This window comes from Vibrio sp. RE88 (assembly GCF_013113835.1).
Taxonomy (GTDB): domain Bacteria; phylum Pseudomonadota; class Gammaproteobacteria; order Enterobacterales; family Vibrionaceae; genus Vibrio.
Window position 1 is genome coordinate 682824 of record NZ_VTYQ01000003.1, and the last position, 20323, is coordinate 703146.

Sequence of the window (20323 nt, forward strand, 5' to 3'; positions counted from 1 at the left end):
AGTAAAATAAGTCGATAGTTTTATAGTTAAACACGTCGACAAGGAGAGCTCCTTAAAAGACATTGAATTCCAGAGGTGGTGCTACCCGCACCACTCCGGCAGCAAGCGAAGGTGTCATTGGCACCCGTGGTATAGTCCCCCCGGCTATACCACGATATTTTTTTCATCACGCATCACGCCAATCAGTGTGCTAAGTACAGCCTCCTTAACACAACTCATTTTATTTAGCTTTTTGATTCATTTAAGTCGATAGGCAACGTCAAGTCACCGATCTTGCTCTTCAATAAACTGAGAAGGGGAAACGCCAAAACGATGTTTAAATCGTTGGCTAAAGTAGGAAGGGTCATTGAACCCGCATTCGAAGGCTACATCTGAGATTTTCTCACCAGCCAACAAACGTCGACAAGCATAGTCCAGCCGTACTTCGGTCACGTAGTCCATAAACGTACGTTCTGCAGCTGACTTAAATCGACGCTGTAAACTACGCTCGGATACGTACATTTGCTTAGCCGCTGAAGCCGTACCAAATTCCGGATCTGAATAATGTTTGACGACCAAAGCTTCGAGTTTTTCAATCCACGGGTCTTTCGATTGTTCTTCAGATAAACCTGTGTCGGTAAGCTGAACAATCGAGTTTTCTTCAAATTCACTACCAACTGGCCAAACAAACTCAATTAAGTTTCGTTCATCAGAACTGTATCGATGGAAATTGCCGCCATTTTCTTTGACCAAAGACTCGATTTCATTCCACACTTCAATGGCTGTCACGGAAGTATCATCAAGCTTTGCGCCTTGCTCGGTCATGGAAAAGTAGACTTTTTCGTCATTGATACGATACCGCATCAGCACGACTTGCCCGCGATATGAGCGCTTAATCAGGTTATCAATCAGAAGATTAAACACACTATCGAGGTTAAAAGCGTCGAGCGTGACATAAATGTCCTTATCTTCTTCTGAGTTTATCTCGACAGATAAACCAGCCTTACTAAGCTCTTCTTGCCAACCATCCAATGCAGAGCGCAATACCAAAGACAGGTTGTAAACTGGCAAGGCATCACCATTAGCCGCGCGAACGTTGAGCAGTAGATCCAGTTCATGAATCATAAATCTCAATAATTGCTGTTTGCCTTGTTCTGAATCAGTGGTCGTCTGTGATGCACACCCTTGCAGCCTTTCCCGCAAAGATTGCACCGACTGTCGATAGAGGATACGCCGGATTTGTAGCTGTTTTCTTAATTGATCGTTGTTGGTCAGCAGGATTCGGCTTTGATGACGCAGCTGATTAGTCTTGAGCGCTACCTGAGACTTCAACTCTTTATTGGTTCTTGCCATCATGCGGGAGCGCCAATAAATAACAAACGCTAACAGAATAAAAACGGCGGTCACGTAGGAGAAGATCGCATACCCTCGGATATACCAGGGCTCATCAACTGAGAAAACAAACGGCTCAATAGCACTCTGCGCCATACCATTATTTACAGCACGCACTTCAAGCGCGTAGTCGCCAGGAAGGATATGTTCTATGGTCAGCTTCATTCCTTCGAGGTCTTGCCATTCTTCCTGCGCTCCCAATCGATATTGTAGGGAAACATTACTGACCTGTGGAAGCACACCAAACTGAAAAGCGATTGATTCCCCGTATGTCACGTGCGGAGCACCTAAAATACTCCCTCCAAGAGAATACAGCTCTTGGTTAGCAACCACTTGGCTGTATATCACCTGTACGTTGGGGGATTGGCTGGCACTGAGACTTTTGGTGTCCACCTTGATGAGGTTTCGCCTAGAGCCAAGTAATAGATTTTGCTGGCTTTCTGAGCCTGGGCTGCATAATCCTGACTGGAATTCGTTGTTCACTAAGCCGAGTGGCTCACCATAATGTGCTTCGATTTGCCCGTTACTCGAATAGCGAGTCAACCCCGCTGACGAAGTCATCCAGATGCCATTACGATTACTGATCAAACACTTAGGTGTGATATGATCATCCACCATAGTTAGAGACTTAAGTTGCAAGCTGGCTACGTCTAATTGATACAATCCGTAAGTGCTCGCCACCCACACTTCACCATCATTCACTTCTTTTATGCTAGCCACACGTCCATAGTGTTCTGAGGCACTAACATAATGAATTTGACCGTTAATCAGTACATAGGTGCCGTGATCGGTCCCCAACACTAAACTGCCATTGTCAGCCACCGTCATCTGAGTAACCTGTGCTGGTAAATACTTGTTCAGCATCCACTCAGAGCCATATTGCATCAACTCGCGACTTTTGGTGCCAAAGCGCCACAACTTGTGATCGCTGGCGCCCCAGATTCGACCCTGTTGATCCAATTCCAATAACTCAACCGACGAGGTTTTTAAAAAGTTAGGTAAACGATCTGCAACCACAGTACCGGATACACTATCAATACAAATGATGCCATTCTCGGTGGCTAACCAGAGCACGCCATTATGCTCAATAACATCGTTGACTCTACCTTTATAAAGCAGCTTTCTGGACGCCTTGCGGTTCAATTTAAGTGAATACACCCCCACATTGGTGACCATCCAAAATCCACTACGACTCTTCTTATTAATCAGTTGAATCAGCTTTTCTGACGTGGCTCCTCGGCTTAACATCAAATCAGGAAAGCGCTTAAATTGATGAGCAAACAATGAGAAATAATGAATGCCCCGCTCAGTGGCGATCCACATTCCCCCTCGATGATCATTGAGCAGTGAGTAAACCTTTTCGCCAAACAGCGCATAACTGTGTGTACGGTCTCTGGAGAAATAAGCGCTCTCTTGTGATGCAAAGGAATACGCCTGCAAGCCAGACTCTGTACCTATCCAGTATCCTTTTTGCGTTTCCGCAATACTCAAAACATGCCCACCCGGTATTCGTTTCAGTGGCTCATCGGGGTGGTTAAGATTGAAGAGAATTGTTCCGTGTCGAGTTCCGACGACCAATTCTTGACGTTTTTCGGAAAAATAGAGGGTTTCTATATGGCTAGTGCCAGAGCGAGGCGCATGTTCAAAACGGCTGCCATCTGACAAATACACTCCGGAATTGGTCGCCAGCACCCACTTTGACTGAATCAGTTTGGCATCGGTAATGTTGATTTGAGCAGATTGGTTGTACTGATACAGTCCCATTAATGAATAAGAAGAAAATTCTCCACTATCAACATGATAGGTGTAGAAGTTTGAAGCATCAGACACCCAAACGTAACGACCAGACACCCCTATTCGTAAAATCTCAGTACCCGGTGTGAGGCTGAACATCAGCTCTCGACTTTTACCCGGGGTGGTGCGATAAATCTCATTGCCCGCAAATGACCAAAAAGCACTGTCGAGAAAGGCAACTTGGTCTGATTCAAATTCGAGTGCAGAACCTGATTTGGGCAAAATGTTTTGCCCGTCAAAAAACAGCACCTGATTTCTAACATCTTGAAACCAGATACCACCATTGTCAGCGAGGAAAAGTTCTTTAGCGGCAAACGCTTTGCCCTGAGCTTGCGTTGGCAGAGGGTAGAAAACTGACAAAGGGAGATCCATTGCCATCGCGAAACGAGTCAAAAATAAAAACGACAGAAAACAAACAGCTTGTTTCACTAGCGATTCCCTTGCAGCAATATTGGACAGTCAATAACATTCCATACCTAAGCGTTTCGAAGGACCCGCCCAGATTAGGACTCAAGGTTAATTGAACTGAGTCATCAAATTATTTTGTGATAATAATTATCTTGGATTTCCAATGATAAACAAGATGCTGCTTCAAAAAATCGGCGTTTTCTTATCTGGATCAATCAAAAAAGGGAAGCGTTATGCTTCCCTTTGATGACATATCACACAGATATTAGTTGCTAAGACATTCAGTAAAGCTGTCTGTGATGGACTGAATAAAAGTAAAGTAGCTGCCTGGTCCAACTTGAATATTAGTACCAATAGGATCAAGTACACCTTGTCTGGCTTGACTACCACGCGTCACAGACTCAACAACGGCTGGAGTAAACTGAGGTTCAGCAAAGACACACTTAGCATCCCCTTTTGCTAATGCTTTCTTGATTTTGATGAGTGTCTTAGCTCCCGGCTTTCTCTCAGGGCTGACCGTAAATTCACCTAAATGATTCAAGCCATAATCCTGCTCAAAATAACCATAGGCATCATGAAATACGTAGTAACCCACATCTTTTACTGGCTCTAACGCCGCACGCCATTTTTCATCGTACTGGTTTGCATTTTTCACAAACGTCTGATAGTTCGCTTGATAAACCTCTTTATTGCTCGGGTCTAACTCAGCAAGTTTTTGGCTGATCGCTTCCGCGGCCTTGATGCTCTGCTCACGACCTAACCAGAAATGCGGATCGTGTGAACCATGATTATGCCCATCATGATCGTGATTATGCCCACCTTCAGAAAACTCACGAAGTTCCAAACCATCTACTTCACTTATGGTCAAAACATTCTTCTGATCCTCAAGAACTTTGGTTAAAAAAGGTTCTAGGTCATTACCAAACCAAACCACCAAATCCGCTTTTCTAACTCGCTTCACATCAGATGGTTTCAGCGCATAGTCATGCGGAGAAGTGTTGGACTCAAGCAATAAATCTGGCTCAGAAACTCCTTTTGTAATCTCATAGGTAATCATCTGAATGGGTTTAATACTGGTCAGTATTTCACTGGCGTTTGCACTACCTATAGCAAAAATGGATAGCAAAGGAATAAGGTGTTTCATAAATCAATACCACTAGTCTCTGGCGTTAAAGTTTTTCAAATGTTACATTATAACAATAGTTATTTGCAAATGAGTTCCATTCATGTCGGCACTGGTCGAACTTCAACAAGTCTGTGTTCAATTTGGAGAACGCAAAGTCCTTGATAATATTAGCCTTACCCTCAAACGAGGAGAAATAACAACATTAATAGGCCCTAACGGAGCAGGTAAATCGACTCTCGTGAAGGTGTTGTTAGGTCTCCAAAAGCAGTTCAGCGGGACAGTCAATAAGACGCAAAACCTGAAAATTGGTTACGTCCCTCAAAAGCTTAGGCTGAATGACGCATTGCCTCTGGATGTGAAACGTTTCATGAAGCTCGCGGGTAAGTTTAGTGAGCAAGAGCTGCAAGATGCGTTGAAACTTGTCGGGGCACAGCACTTGATGCGAGCAAACATGCACTCTTTGTCTGGTGGAGAGAGCCAACGTGTTCTTTTAGCAAGAGCACTACTGCAACGACCAGACTTGCTGGTTCTAGATGAGCCTGCTCAAGGTGTCGATGTCCAAGGACAGATTGATTTATATGAGTTAATTGATACTATTCGCCATCGCTTCAGTTGCGCGGTGTTTATGGTATCCCATGACTTACATCTGGTGATGGCGAAAACTGATGACGTCATCTGCCTCAATCATCATATTTGTTGTTCAGGCGCGCCGGCGGACATCACCAAACACCCAAGTTATATTGCTCTGTTTGGCGAAACGAGAAATGAGTCTCTCGCGTTTTACCACCACCAGCATCAACATCATCACCATGACTTAGCGGGTGATCCAGTATCTGGCGAAGCGTCTACCTGTTCACAGCATTCACACGGTCACCATCATGATTGAGTTTCTATTACCTTCTATTCTTGCTGGCTTGGGGATTGCAGCTATCGCAGGACCGCTAGGCTCATTTGTTGTATGGCGCAGAATGGCTTACTTTGGCGACACCTTAGCTCATGCCTCCTTGATGGGACTTGCATTAGGCTTCCTGCTTGACGTCAATCTGTATTTTGCTCTGATTGTCTGCTGCTTGGCTCTCGCCTTTATTCTTGTCGCCCTCCAGAGACAACAGTTGGTCGCAACCGATACGCTGCTGGGTATTCTGGCGCACAGTGCTTTGTCTCTTGGCTTAGTGGCGGTCGGCTTCCTAGACAATGTACGAATTGACCTGATGAGTTACTTGTTTGGCGATTTACTGGCTGTTAGCCCAACGGACCTCGTTTATATCTACGCAGGCGCAGCGCTAGTTTCCGCAATACTGGTCTATTTTTGGCGTTCTCTGCTGGCAACAACGGTTAACGAAGACCTCGCCGCTGTAGAAGGCCACAATGTCGACTTAATGCGTTTGGTGCTGATGATTATGGTTGGCCTTGTGATTGCCATCGGTATGAAATTCGTCGGGGCTTTGATCATGACTTCGCTGTTGATTATTCCAGCGGCTACCGCGCGGCGATTCTCTAAAACGCCAGAGCAGATGGCCATAACTGCCTCTTTTATTGGTGCAGTCGCTGTGCTCTTAGGCCTTAGCCTCTCATGGCATTACGATACGCCAGCGGGGCCTTCAGTGGTCATCAGTGCCACCGCGATGTTTATGTTGTCACAGTTATACCGAGTAAAAGCGTAAGCGAGAAGCGAGAAGCGAGAAGCGAGAAGCGAGAAGCGAGAAGCGAGAAGCGAGAATGAAAAAGGGTTGGCGCAAATGCGTCAACCCTTTTTGTTACCTAAACGATAATCGTAGATTAGGCACCTTCATTGTGCAGTTCGAGGTTAGCCAGCTCTTGTTGAATATCGCGCTGTACTTTTGCATCATCACTACGTAATGACTCAAGGAAATCGAGGTACTTCTGGTCGATATCTCCAGTCACATACTCGCCATTAAAGACGGACGTTTCAAACTTAGTGATATCGGTGTTCCCCATGCCTACGGCTGCCACAAGATCATCCAATGTTTGGAAGATTAGCTCATCGGCACCGATTTGCTTACAAATCGCATCGTTATCGCGACCGTGTGCTATCAGCTCATTCGCGCTTGGCATATCAATGCCATAAACGTTCGGGAAACGAATTTCCGGTGCTGCAGAAACCATAAATACCTGTTTCGCGCCAGAGTCACGTGCCATTTCAATGATTTGCTCCGATGTGGTGCCACGAACGATTGAGTCGTCCACCAACAGAACATTTTTATCCTTGAACTCAGAGCGGATAGCATTGAGCTTACGGCGAACCGATTTCTTGCGTTGCTGCTGACCCGGCATGATAAACGTACGGCCCACATAACGGTTCTTAACGAATCCTTGACGGTATGGTTTATCAATAGCTTGAGCAATCTGCAGAGCAATATCGCATGACGTTTCAGGGATCGGGATAACCACATCGATATCTAGATGACTGTAGTCATCGCGAATGCGCTCGCCAAGCTTCTTGCCCATTTCGACACGTGCACTGTAAACAGAAATCTTATCAATGAAGGAATCTGGACGAGAGAAGTAAACAAACTCGAAGATACAAGGGTTTAAGGTAGGGTTGTCCGCACACTGTTTAGTGTGTAGCTGACCATCAAACGTTGCGTATATCGCCTCACCTGGCGCAACGTCACGGATGAAGTCAAAGCCAACGGCATCCAGCGCAACAGATTCAGAAGCCACCATGTATTCAACCGAATCCCCTACTTCACGCTTACCAAGACATAGAGGACGAATACCATTTGGGTCACGGAAAGCAATCATACCGTGACCTATGATCATTGCTGACACAGCGTAAGCACCGCGAATCGTACGATGAACATTAGTCACCGCACGAAATACATCTTCTGCGGCTACATTGCCTTTCACTGTGTCAATTTCGTGGGCAAGAACATTCAGTAATACTTCGGAGTCCGATGTGGTATTGACATGACGACGGTCTTTCTCAAACAATTTTTCACGAACTTCCGCTGCGTTGGTTAGGTTACCATTGTGAGCAAGCGTAATACCGAAAGGAGAATTAACATAGAAGGGTTGAGCTTCAGATGCGCTAGAACTACCCGCTGTTGGGTAGCGAACATGGCCAATACCGACCGTTCCCTGAAGGCGTTGCATGTGCTTTGCTTCAAACACATCTTTAACTAAACCGTTCGCCTTTCTCAGACGAAAACGATTGCTTTCTATGGTACAAATACCCGCGGCATCTTGGCCACGATGCTGCAACACAGTCAGTGCGTCATAGATAGACTGGTTTACAGGCGTTGTACCCACGATTCCAACAATACCACACATGTCCTAACCCTCGATTTGCGACAATGGCTGGCGCTATAACGCGCCAGATAAGAAACTCGATGTTGCTTGTAAGTGCTCGAAGAAAGGGGCAATGATACGGCTAAACTCCGGTACCAGTTGCGAACTTCTCCACCACTCTGAGTCTGGAAACGATGTAAACGCATCCATAAAAAATAGTGCAGCTGAAACAATCAGAACACCTCGTAAGCCACCAAAGACGACTCCTAGTACTCTGTCTGTTCCCGACAAGCCTGTTTTCTGTACTAATTGGGCGATAACGTAATTCACGATCGCACCCACAATCAGTGTCGAAACAAACAGGGCTGCTATCGCTGCTCCGTTTCGAAACATGTCGTCCTGAATATTGGAAAAGTATACCGCCAATTTTGCGTAATACTGGCTGGCGATAAAAAACGCCCCAAACCAAATAACCAGAGACAACGCTTCTTTTGCGAAGCCGCGAATTAAACTGATCACTGCCGACAGGCCGATCACACTTAAAATGACAATATCTAACGAATTCATCTGTTCTTACATCTTAAGTTGGCGCGCATTTTAACAGAAAAAACGCTGACGCAAACGTTTTCTTATGGATTTAGTGGCTTAAATTTGAGCAATCGACCTTTTGAGCCAGTAATTTTTTCCAACTCAGTCACTTGCCGCTCTAGCTTACTCTTGGACACATCTGGGCCAATGATTACACGAGTAAAACCATTTTCGAGTTTTGTGTGGGCTTGATAACCGCGTTTTTGTAGGTCTTTAACAACGTTTTTCGCGTTCTCTGCATTCTTCAACGCCATCAACTGAATAATCCAAGCACTGTCCTGATATTCATTGCGCTCAGGAACCTCTTTAACCGCGACAGGCAAAGGTTCATCATTCACCTTTTCAGCGGAAGCGGGAGCCTCAGGTTCTTGCACAACAACTTCAACTGGTGTTTCAGGGAGGCTTGCAGAATCATCAATGGGCTCCAAAACTTCGAAGCTTTCTACATCGCTATCAAGCTCCGGCTTAATTGGAATGCTGGCGATGTCTTCCTTGTAGTGCGTTTTTTTACCATCAAGGACATCAGGTAATACGATGACGCCGATCGCCACCAAAATGATGGTGCCGACCAGACGATTTTGAAACTTACTTGCCATTTACTCTCCTTGACTCTGCCAGTGTTCGAGCACTTCGCCAACCGTATGGAAAGAACCCACAACCAGAATGACATCTTCCTCTTCAGCCTTTGTCAACGCGGCTTTAAATGCGTCGACAGGGGCTTCGAAGCGATCATTACCATCAGGAAGATACTCACAAAGTTCCGCAGCACTTGCAGCTCTTGGCCCTTGTAATGACGCTGGGTACCAATGACTGGCAACCGGAGCCAATACCTCAAGCGTGGCCTTAATATCTTTGTCGTGTAGCATCGCGACCACAGCGTGGATTTTTTTACCCGAGTACTTCTGTTGAATGCGTTGTACCAAGTATTCAGCAGAATGCGGGTTGTGCGCCACGTCGAGGATGATTGTCGGCTCTGTATTCACCACCTGCATTCTGCCAGGTAGCTTCGCGCTATTGAGGCCTTTAACGATATTGATGTCTGACAAATCGAGATTTGCTGTCGCGAGCGCCATTAAAGCGGTCGCCGCATTTTGTAACGGTAAGCCAGGAATAGGAAGTGCTTCTAACTCGTACGGGCCATGCGTCCAACGCCAAGTATGTTCATCGACGACTTGATAGTCATACTGAATTTCCACTTGATACAATTCTGCACCAATATCATCAGCATGCGCCGCCACAGTAGCAGGCGCTTTGGGCTGACCACAGATTGCAGGCCTGCCACTTCGGTAGATGCCCGCTTTCTCATAGCCGATCACATTAATGTCATCACCGAGCCAGTCAACATGGTCGATAGCGAGGCTAGTAATCACTGAAACATCATGGTCTACAACATTAGTGGCATCCAATCGTCCCCCAAGCCCGACTTCTAGCAATACGACATCCACTTTTTCAGTTTGGAAAAGGCGTAGCGCTGCTAAAGTCCCATATTCAAAAAAGCTTAAGCTAATATCACCACGCTGCTTTTCAATAAAGTCAAACGCTTCGGTGTGCTTCTCATCAGTCAGATCTTGTCCATTAATACGGACACGTTCGTTATAGCGAATTAGGTGGGGGGAACTGTAAACACCAACGGAGTAGCCTGCATCAAGCAATATGGCTTCCATAAGTGCACAAGTAGAACCTTTACCATTGGTCCCCGCGACAGTAATTACGGTAGGAGCAGGTTTAACTAGGTTGGTTTTCTCGGCGACAGCCTGAACACGATCTAGACCGAGATCGATAGCAGAGGTATGTATGTTTGTTAAATAATCAAGCCACATCGTAAGAGGGGATGTGGCTTGAGGAATTTGGGTTTGACTCATCTAACTCTAACCAAGTAATTGTGGTTGTTTGTTAGTGTGTTACTTTACCCTTTTTCGTCCGCTTCTGGTACAGAATAAGCAGCTTCATTTTGTGAATCGTTCACAGAAACCACTAGAGGCGAAGGTTGGTTAGTCATTTTCGCAATCAGACTACCGACACGCTGACGCATTTCGCGGCGGTCAACGATCATATCGATAGCACCATGCTCAAGCAGGAACTCGCTGCGCTGGAAACCTTCTGGAAGATCTTCACGTACCGTCTGTTCGATAACACGGCGGCCAGCGAAACCGATCAATGCTTTAGGCTCACCAATATTGACATCACCTAACATTGCCAAACTTGCAGAAACACCACCCATCGTCGGATCGGTCATTACTGAAATAAACGGCAGACCTTTCTGAGACAAGCGCTCAAGTGCAGCACTGGTTTTCGCCATTTGCATCAGAGACATTAAAGCCTCTTGCATACGTGCACCACCACTTGCAGAGAAACAAACAAGGCCTGTGTTGTTCTCGATAGCCGCTTCTACAGCACGGACAAAACGAGCGCCAACTACAGAGCCCATTGAACCGCCCATGAAAGAGAATTCAAATGCACACGCAACGATAGGAAGGCCCAATAGCTCACCTTTCATCACAATAAGGGCATCTTTCTCTCCGCTGCTCTTTTGTGCAGCTGAGATACGGTCTTTGTATTTCTTTGAATCTTTAAACTTAAGCTTGTCTTGTGGCTCAAGCTCGTCCGCAAGTTCTACGCGGTTATTTTCATCCAAAAATGTTTCCAGACGACGACGCGCCTTCATACGCATGTGATGATCACATTTTGGACATACTTCTAGGTTACGCTCTAGTTCAGCGTGATAAAGCACCTGTTCACAAGATGTACACTTGGTCCATACACCTTCAGGGATGGACGCTTTACGTGAACTAACAATGTTGCTTTTTTCTAAAATCTTTTCAAGCCAACTCATGGAAGACCTTTTTCTCTCATCGCCTCCGCACTTTGCGAAGGACAAAAATTCTGAATTTACGCGAGAGGATTAAAGCATATAAAATGCCAAGTGTAGACAAAAAACTGGTTGTACCTATTTCTTACACTAATGTCTCACGCCCTAAAGAACTGATTAGTTGGACAATTTATCACGAATTAGTTCAAATTGTCTGGCAAAAATAGTGGCCCAATTGGCACTCTTGGCAATTCAAATTCTGCTGGATAATCAACATCAACCAGATAGAGGCCTGCTGCCTTCGCCGTTGCACCCGCAAGCTTGCGATCTTTCACTTCGAGCAACCACTTTATCCATTCAGGTTTCTGCTCCCCACGGCCTACACAGATAAGGCTTCCGGTAATATTACGCACCATATGATGAACAAAGGCATTCGCCTTGATATCAATCACTACGTATTGTCCGTGACGAGTCACATCCAAATGCATAATGTTACGCCAAGGGCTACGGGACTGGCAGTGTACCGCTCTGAACGACGTGAAGTCGTTCTCACCTAACAAATATTGACCAGCTTGGTGCATCTTCTCTGCATCTAACTCACCGTGATAGTGGCTAACGCCGGAGGACATAATACCTGGTCGTAACGCGCTATTGAAAATGATGTATCGATAGCGACGTGCTGTAGCGGAAAAACGAGCGTGAAACTCTTCAGGTACCTCTTTTGCCCAACGAACCGCAATATCACTCGGAAGATTGGCATTGACACCCATTGTCCACGCAACCATTTTTCGGCTGGCGGTGGTGTCAAAATGGACCACTTGACCCGTTCCATGAACGCCCGCATCAGTGCGCCCTGCACACTGTACTTCTACAGGATGGTTTGCAACGATACTTAACGCACGCTCAAGTTTCTCTTGCACGCTTTTCACTTCTTTTTGTCGCTGCCAACCAAAGTAATGAGTACCGTTATACTCAATACCTAACGCAATTCTCATCAGGGTGTTCTCATCGAAAATGGGGCGGGAAGTATAAACATTTTTGTCCAAAAAGATAAGGGGGCTCAACGCCCCCTATATGGATTACTCATTCATCGACCGTTGATCGCATCGATTAAGTTTTTCGCTTCTCGGCGGATCTCGTCGCTACCATCCACAATGGCTTCTTCAAGCAACTTAATTGCGCCTTGGGCATCATTCATTTCAATGTAGATTTTGGCTAAATCGAGTTTGCCAGACGCCTCTGAATTGTTGTCAACATCGACATCTCCGGTATCCCCGATGACGTCTGGGAAGTCACTTAAACCGACATCAAGCTTCAACTCTTCTTCTTCAAAGCTTTGCTGCTCTTCTTTTTCAACTTCAGCCATCAGCTCATCGATGGTACGGAACTCGCCTTCTTGCGGATTGAAATCTCCTAGCTCTTCTTGGTCTTCCCAGTTTTCATCTAAGATTTGAGCTTGTTCAGGGCGATTACCATCATCCCAGACACCTTGTTGGTCTTCCGGAATATCATCCGTAATTTGAGCTTGTTGTTCAGGGGATAAGCTAAAGCCGTTCCAGTCTTCTCCCCCCACTTCCAGCATGGCGTCAATATCCATGCCTGCACTATCAGAAGTGACTGAGTCGACAGGTTTGTCAAAGTCAAAGCTAGCCGTTTGTTCTGGTTCACTTTCAGAAAGCAATTCATTAAACGTTGCTTCATTGAATGCGTGATGCGCCAATTCTTCAGCTTCATCAGAACGATCCATAGCCTCAGATGGAATTTCTTCAAGAGATGGTAATTCGAGCTCATCAAGTTTGAAGTCAACATCATCAGAGCCACTATCGAACGCCTCAGCTAGCGCATCTTGCTCATCAAATTCAGGTAAATCTCGCTCATTGAGTTCAAGAGAATCCTCTTGTTGAACAGTATTTGCTTCGGGCTCTGGTTCAGCAACTGCGTCCGCCAACGTCCCTTGTTCGACGTAGCCTGGAATGTCTAAATCATCCAACTCTAGCGAGCCCTTTGGCTCGGAAGGAGAAGCTTCGAGTTCTGGCTCTTCGGCAACTTCGGCTAGCGCATCTTCTTCGCTGTATTCTGGAAGATCTAAATCGTCTAGGGCTAATGACTCTTCAGGCTCAGCGACAGGTGCTTCAAGCTCAGGCTCTTCAGCAACATCCGCTAGTGCGTCTTCTTCGCTGTATTCTGGAAGATCTAAATCATCCAGTTCTAACGATTCTTCTGGCTCAGCGACAGGGGCTTCAAGCTCCGGCTCTTCAGCAACATCCGCTAATGCATCTTCTTCGCTGTATTCTGGAAGTTCTAAATCATCCAGCTCTAGCGACTCTTCAGATTCAGCGACAGGGGCTTCAAGCTCTGACTCTTCGGCAATATCCGCTAACGCGTCTTCTTCGCTGTATTCTGGAAGCTCTATGTCATCCAGTTCTAACGACTCTTCAGACTCAGCGACAGGCGCTTCAAGTTCAGGTTCTTCAGCAACATCGGCCAGCGCATCGTCTTCGTTGTATTCTGGAAGTTCTAAGTCATCCAGCTCTAGCGACTCTTCAGACTCAGCGATAGGTGCTTCAAGCTCTGGCTCTTCGGCAACATCCGCCAGCGCATCTTCTTCGCTGTATTGGGCTAATGACTCTTGTGGCTCAGCGACAGGCGCTTCAAGCTCGGGCTCTTCGGCAACATCGGCCAGCGCATCTTCTTCGCTGTATTCTGGAAGATCTAAATCATCCAGCGCTAACGACTCTTCAGATTCAGCAACAGGTACTTCAGGTTCAGCGGCAGGTGCTTCAAGCTCAGGCTCTTCAGCAACATCCGCGAGTGCATCGTCTTCGCTGTATTCTGGAAGATCTAAATCATCCAGTTCTAACGATTCTTCAGGTTCAGCAACAGGCGCTTCAAGCTCTAGCTCTTCGGCAACGTCCGCTAGTGCGTCTTCTTCGCTGTATTCTGGAAGTTCTATATCATCCAGTTCTAACGATTCTTCAGATTCAACAACAGGTGCTTCAAGTTCTGGCTCTTCGGCAACGTCTGCTAGTGCATCTTCTTCGCTGTATTCTGGAAGATCTAAATCGTCTAGGGCTAACGACTCTTCAGGTTCAGCGACAAGTGCTTCAAGTTCTGGCTCTTCGGCAACGTCTGCTAGTGCATCTTCTTCGCTGTACTCTGGAAGCTCTATGTCATCCAGTTCCAATGAATCTTCTGACTCAGCAACAGGCGCTTCAAGCTCCGGCTCTTCTGCAACATCCGCTAGTGCGTCTTCTTCGCTGTATTCTGGAAGTTCTATATCATCCAGTTCTAATGATTCTTCAGATTCAACAGCAGGAGCTTCAAGCTCCGGCTCTTCGGCAACATCGGCCAGCGCATCTTCTTCGCTGTATTCTGGAAGATCTAAATCATCCAGCGCTAGCGACTCTTCTGACTCAGCGGCAGGTGCTTCAAGCTCTGGCTCTTCAGCAGCAGGCGTATCAGCCATGAGATCATCAGATATTGCTTCGGACGCTTCATCTTCAATCAGCCAATCATCATCTTCCGGAACCCCAAATTCATTTGGAATAGCTTCAGGCATTGGGGCCGCTGATTGTTCTATTGCTGGTTCTGGAGTCTCTGGAGTCTCTGGAGTCTCTGGAGTCTCTGGAGTCTCTGGAGTCTCTGGAGTCTCTGGAGTCTCTGGAGTCTCTGGAGTCTCTCCAGATGGTGTGTCCGTTTGCTCCTGCTGAGCAAGTAAATCTTCCTCAACAGGCGCATTTTCTTCAGCAGCAACGGCTGTACTCTCATCTAACTGCGTTGAAGAAGTAACCGGAACTTCATGACTCTCTTCCAATTCAGAACTTGGGTTTTCGACTTCATCAATAGCAGACGTCAACCAATCATCTTCATCTTCGTGCTCGGACTCCGAGCCCGTAGCTTCCGGCTCATCGAGTTCAAGTGGTTCTACATCGCTTGAAAGAGCATCCTGATTTTCGTCCTCAGCCAAATCAAACTCAGACTCTTCGGCTAATTCAGGGTTTTCCACCTCATCAATCGCTGAAGTCAGCCAATCATCCTCTTCTGGCTCTGGCTCTGGCTCTGGCTCTGGCTCTGGCTCTGGCTCTGGCTCTGGCTCTGGCTCTGGCTCTGGCTCTGGCTCTGGCTCTGCAAAGTTTGAATCATCTTCAGGTTGCGGTGCAACAGCTTCCTCAGATACTGCTTCACTTAAATCGGGTTCATCCAAATCAAGCTCATCGAGCAATGGATCACCTTCGGGCGCAGCACTCAACATGTCATCGATAAAATCTTCACTGGAGAATTTATCTGTACCAGCAATGTCATCCAAAGACTCAACAGCGTCAGCAAGCGCAACATCTTGGTTCAACTCATTACTCAGAGTGAGATCTTCATTCTCTTCCTCTACCGATTCATCGCTCTGCTTTTCAATCTCTAGCAACTCTTCAAACAGGTCGGTGCCTTCATCACCGAGTTCTTCAGTAACTTGCTGTTGTTGCTCAGATTGTGTCTCGAATAAATCATCCAGTAACTCTGTACTATCTTCAAGTGAGCTTACATCTTGGGTATGATCATCAGACAAAAACTCATCAAGTGTTTCGGTTGACTCTGCATCAAGCTCATTGCTGTCATCGGTGATCAGTTCATCGAAGACATTATCATCGCTAAGATCGAGATCGTCGCTTAAGAAGTCATCTAGCGCCTTATCTGAACTAGGATCTGTCTCCTCACCATCATCAATCAGCTCATCGAGTAAGTCTGTACTGTTTTCACTGACTTCTGGTGTTGGCTCTTCCACCATTTCATCCAGAAGCGCAGTCTCATCAAGTGCTTCAGCTTCAAGCTTTTCTAGGTCTGCCTGAGCTTCCACTTGAGCAAAGAGGTCATCAATTTCGCTATCTGACGCTAGACTAGGCTCATCTGTATCGGTGCTCCCAGCATCATCATCACTCAGATCAAAGCCACCATCAGCCTCATCAAGCAACGAGTCAAAGTCCAGATCGTCACTCGTATCATCAGTGTCACTTTCATTGAACAAGTCGTCTAACAGTGACTGATCCAACTCATCGGTGCCAAGATCTTCCGAGTCTCCATCTGATGCCAGCAGTGAGTCTAGCTCGTCTTGAGAAATCTCATCGTCATCATCTGATAAATCAAATTCACCTTCTGGTGACTCATCCTCAATAACAACTTCATCCAGGGCTCGCTCCATTTCTTCAAGGCCCAGTGCTTTATCTTCGCTATTCACACTGATGCCATTGGAGCTCATATCCATATCGGCAAGCGCTTCGTCTAGCTCGCCATCGTCCCCGATGCCAGCGAATGGGTCTTCGCCATCTTCACCTTCAAGATTGAAATCGAGATCGTTATCTTCTAAGTCGGCAAAGACATCTACTTCGCCATCTTCTTTACCTTCATCTAAACCAGAATCATCCGAGAACAACTCTTCTTCATCGTCGGTTGATTCACCAAACAAGTCATCATCAAGCAGTAAATCATCATCCACTTCTTCATTAAGAGAATCCGGAGTGATTGGCGCAACAGGTTCAGCGGTTTGTTCGGTCGCGGTTTGTGCTTCTGAGTCTTCTTTCTTACGGCGACCCAACAACATCATGATCAGCAAGCCAATCAGCAAGCCTGGGATGATAGCCAGCGCAGCGACAAGCCAAGTATTAGAGAGCAGTTCATCGAGCGGAGAGGGTTGCATTTTCTGCTCTTCGGCAAGTCGCAGACGTTCCGCTTCGAGTAATTTTTCTACCTCATTGCGAATGCGAGACTCATCACCCAGCTCATCTTTCAGCACATCCACTTCGGACTGAACATCAGCCAACATCAAGCGCAACTTATGATTTTTCTCTTCCAGAGCCATCAACTCGCCTTCTGAACTTTCGAGTTGTTTCTCCAAAGTCGAAACTTGCGCTTTTTGCTCTTGCTTGGCTATTTTTGCTAAATCCGCATTTGGCTGCATTGCCGGTTTGGTATCATCCATCATTGGCTTTTCAGCGTCAGATGGTTTCATTTCTTCAGGTTGTTGCTGAGGCGAGGTTTGCGGGGTTGGGCGAGAAACCGCAGGAATATCCGTCAAGCGTGCTTGATGGGCCGCCATAACATTGACAGCTTCTTGTGTCGAAACACTTTGAACTTGAGCCAACGAAGGAATTCGTAGTGTACTGCCTGGAATAAGCTCGTGGATGTTTTGATTTTCAAACGCTTGAGGGTTGAGCTGATACACAGCAAGTAACGTTTGTTGTACAGAAACGCTAGCTGATGGACGCAAACGGCTGGCAATAGCCCAAAGTGTTTCTTGAGAAGTAGTTGGTCCATAAAAGCGAGAAGGCTCGTTGTTACGCAGATCTTGGGGGACAAAATCAGAATATTGCGGCGATGCCTGGATCTCGCCGTCAGGTCCCTTAAGGCGAATAGTTTCTGCACTAACAATCGATGTCTGAGTCACGGCTACTAATGCAACAGGCAGCAGCAGACGCTTAAAAATTCGAAGCATAGAAGGCTCAGCTATGTGCTCAATAAATTTTAATGTAATGATCTGTTAAATATATCGGATAAACACGCTAAAACTATAGGTGCATAGCTAAAAAATGTGTGGCTGCCGCCATATTCGCACTAATCTCACACTAAATTTAGGAATCTGATTAAAAAAGCCTCACACGATGGTGAGGCTTTGCTATAAGTGTTAATAATACGCTCAGTAGTAATCGCGAATCAGAACTTCTGCAATCTGAACCGCATTGGTTGCTGCGCCTTTGCGAACGTTATCTGCTACAACCCACAAGTTGATACCACTATGGTGGCTGATATCGTTGCGAATACGACCAACCATCACGTGATCTTTACCACCCGCATCACGAACCTGTGTCGGGAAATCTTCACCATGGAACACTTCAACACCCTCGGTCTGCTCTAATAAATTAGCCACTTCATGAGCATCAATAGGTGCACGAGTTTCGATATGAAGTGCTTCCGCATGACCATAGAAAACAGGCACTCTCACACAAGTCGGGTTAACCGTGATTGACGAGTCATTAAAGATTTTCTGCGTTTCCCACACCATTTTCATCTCTTCTTTGGTGTAGCCATTTTCCATAAACTGGTCAATTTGCGGCAGACAGTTAAAAGCAATTTGCTGTGAGAATTGCTCATTTTCAGCCGGCATGCCATTAAGCAGCTTAGCAGTTTGGCCTGCCAACTCATCAATACCGGATTTACCAGCGCCAGAAACGGATTGGTAAGTCGAGACATTAATACGATCAATACCCACGGCATCATGAATCGGCTTAAGTGCTACCAACATTTGAATCGTCGAGCAGTTCGGGTTAGCAATGATGTTGCGGTTACGGAACTCGGCAATCGCTTCAGGGTTAACCTCAGGCACAACCAAAGGAATGTCATACTCATAACGGAAGTTAGAGGTATTATCGATGACAATCACCCCTTCATCGGCGGCGATTGGCGCCCACTTAGCCGATAGTTCTCCTCCAGCGGAAAACAGGCCGATGTGTACCTGAGACCAATCAAAGTTCTCTACGTTTTCGACTTTGATGGTTTTGCCGTTAAAACGGTAAGTCTTGCCTTCACTGCGTTCACTGGCTAGCAGAAAAAGGTCACCAACAGGAAACTTACGTTCCTGAAGTACTTCGAGAATTGTTTCACCGACTGCGCCGGTCGCACCTAAAATGGCAACGTTATATTGCTGGCTCATTGACTTACCTCAATTTGAAAACCTAATTTCGCTAGTGGTTGCAGGTTAGCCTCTGCATTTCCTCTTAGCGTGACTGCACTATATTCACGGCGATCCCAGTAATTCTTACGCATCAAGTCAAACGCACCAGGCTGACTGATTTCACGACGGAACAATGCATCGTCTTTACGCACATCATAGACAAGTTGCGTCAGATTGTGCAGCGTAGCTTCTTCCCAAGCTCTGTCCAATACTAACTCAGGCACCGGTGCTGTTGGCAGAAGTTCACTGGCATGTGCGCGTAAATCGTTATTCAGAAACTCGCAGAAACTATTAAAAATCATCGTTGTCCCGCGTGCTTTCCCCTCTAAACCATAACCGGCGACGTGAGGGGTTGCGAATGCTAGCAGAGGCAGAAGCTCCATATCAACCTCTGGCTCGAATTCGAACACATCCAATGCAGCAATAAAACCATCTTGTTTTCTCAAACGAGCTTTCAAAGCGGCGTTGTCAACGACTGGCCCGCGCGCCGCATTGATTAAAATTTGATCACCACGTAACTTATTCAACACAGCTTCATTGATTAGATGATGGGTCGGAAAGTCACCATCACGGGTGATTGGAGTGTGAGTAGTAATGATATCCGCTTGCTTAAGCAATACATCTAACGGGGTGAAATGACGTTCATCTCCCGCCGCTTGCTTCGGTGGATCGTTGATAAGCACCTTAATACCAATGCCTTCCAAACATTGCTGCAGGTAACTACCCACCTGACCTGCGCCAATGATTCCAACGGTTTTATCAAATACTGAAAAGCCTTGTTGCTGCGCAAGTACCATCATGACACTGAACGCGTACTCTGCTACACCGACTTTGTTGCATCCAGGTGCCGCCGTGAAAAAGATGCCTTTCTCTTTGAGTAACGCCTGATCAACATGATCCATACCAGCGGTTGCTGTTCCAACAAACTTAAGCCGATTTGCTTTAGAAATCAGCTCGGCATTTACTTTGGTAACAGAGCGAATCATCAACGCATCTACATCGACTAAGTCATCGGCGTTCAGAGTACGTCCGGATTTTAAAACAACCTCGCCCAGCTGGCTAAAAAGCTGCTCAGCATAAGGCATATTTTCATCAATTAGGATTTTCATGGCTTAAGAGATTTGATTTGGGAATTGCAGTGATTGTGCAGAAAAGCGCTGTCTCTGTCGAGCACTAGCGGCAGAAAGAAAAATGCCCGGCATAAGCCGGGCAAAGTTCCAGAACAAAAGGATCCCGACCCGCTCTCCATGGGTCAGAGTCT

General features: G+C 46.3%; 13 protein-coding genes. 2 read left to right on the forward strand and 11 right to left on the reverse strand.

Going from position 1 to position 20323, the window contains the following annotated elements:
* Window positions 1-264: 264 nt before the first annotated feature.
* Together F0265_RS09115 and znuA are read right to left on the reverse strand one after the other, a co-directional pair.
* Window positions 265-3594, reverse strand: coding sequence for a helix-turn-helix domain-containing protein (locus F0265_RS09115; protein ID WP_171748623.1), 3330 nt, complete (start codon window positions 3592-3594; stop codon window positions 265-267).
* Window positions 3595-3838: 244 nt separating this feature from the next.
* Complete coding sequence (gene znuA, locus F0265_RS09120; RefSeq protein WP_171748624.1) at window positions 3839-4717, reverse strand: zinc ABC transporter substrate-binding protein ZnuA; 879 nt, start codon at window positions 4715-4717, stop codon at window positions 3839-3841.
* Between the two features lie 82 nt (window positions 4718-4799).
* Between znuA and znuC the strand changes: the two genes are divergently transcribed.
* Together znuC and znuB are read left to right on the forward strand one after the other, a co-directional pair.
* Window positions 4800-5585, forward strand: coding sequence for a zinc ABC transporter ATP-binding protein ZnuC (znuC, locus tag F0265_RS09125; RefSeq protein ID WP_171748625.1), 786 nt, complete (start codon window positions 4800-4802; stop codon window positions 5583-5585).
* Window positions 5578-6363: a zinc ABC transporter permease subunit ZnuB gene (znuB, locus tag F0265_RS09130; protein WP_171748626.1), complete on the forward strand. Its 786-nt coding sequence runs from the start codon at window positions 5578-5580 to the stop codon at window positions 6361-6363. The genes znuC and znuB overlap by 8 nt, the downstream gene beginning before the upstream one ends.
* A gap of 115 nt (window positions 6364-6478) precedes the next feature.
* Here znuB and purF read toward each other — a convergent pair whose 3' ends face one another.
* From purF to F0265_RS09175, 9 genes are all read right to left on the reverse strand, one after another.
* The gene (gene purF / locus F0265_RS09135; protein WP_065740520.1) at window positions 6479-7993 is read right to left on the reverse strand and encodes an amidophosphoribosyltransferase; all 1515 of its coding nucleotides are present in this window, start codon (window positions 7991-7993) and stop codon (window positions 6479-6481) included.
* Between the two features lie 33 nt (window positions 7994-8026).
* The gene (locus F0265_RS09140) at window positions 8027-8518 is read right to left on the reverse strand and encodes a CvpA family protein (RefSeq protein WP_006959459.1); all 492 of its coding nucleotides are present in this window, start codon (window positions 8516-8518) and stop codon (window positions 8027-8029) included.
* Between the two features lie 62 nt (window positions 8519-8580).
* Entirely contained in the window at window positions 8581-9135 is a 555-nt protein-coding gene (locus F0265_RS09145) for an SPOR domain-containing protein (RefSeq protein WP_095560715.1), read from the reverse strand.
* The gene (folC, locus tag F0265_RS09150) at window positions 9136-10401 is read right to left on the reverse strand and encodes a bifunctional tetrahydrofolate synthase/dihydrofolate synthase (RefSeq protein ID WP_171748627.1); all 1266 of its coding nucleotides are present in this window, start codon (window positions 10399-10401) and stop codon (window positions 9136-9138) included. It abuts the gene before it with no gap.
* Between the two features lie 44 nt (window positions 10402-10445).
* Window positions 10446-11372 carry an acetyl-CoA carboxylase, carboxyltransferase subunit beta gene (accD, locus tag F0265_RS09155; RefSeq protein WP_171748628.1) on the reverse strand — a complete coding sequence of 309 codons (927 nt, stop codon included), beginning with the start codon at window positions 11370-11372 and terminating at the stop codon, window positions 10446-10448.
* Between the two features lie 176 nt (window positions 11373-11548).
* Window positions 11549-12343, reverse strand: a complete 795-nt coding sequence (truA, locus tag F0265_RS09160) for a tRNA pseudouridine(38-40) synthase TruA (protein ID WP_171748629.1) — start codon at window positions 12341-12343, stop codon at window positions 11549-11551.
* A 92-nt stretch (window positions 12344-12435) separates the two neighbouring features.
* Complete coding sequence (locus F0265_RS09165) at window positions 12436-17826, reverse strand: FimV/HubP family polar landmark protein (RefSeq protein WP_171748630.1); 5391 nt, start codon at window positions 17824-17826, stop codon at window positions 12436-12438.
* A 201-nt stretch (window positions 17827-18027) separates the two neighbouring features.
* Window positions 18028-19041, reverse strand: a complete 1014-nt coding sequence (locus F0265_RS09170) for an aspartate-semialdehyde dehydrogenase (protein ID WP_006959466.1) — start codon at window positions 19039-19041, stop codon at window positions 18028-18030.
* Complete coding sequence (locus F0265_RS09175) at window positions 19038-20171, reverse strand: 4-phosphoerythronate dehydrogenase (RefSeq protein ID WP_171748631.1); 1134 nt, start codon at window positions 20169-20171, stop codon at window positions 19038-19040. The genes F0265_RS09170 and F0265_RS09175 overlap by 4 nt, the downstream gene beginning before the upstream one ends.
* Between the last annotated feature and the right edge of the window lie 152 nt (window positions 20172-20323).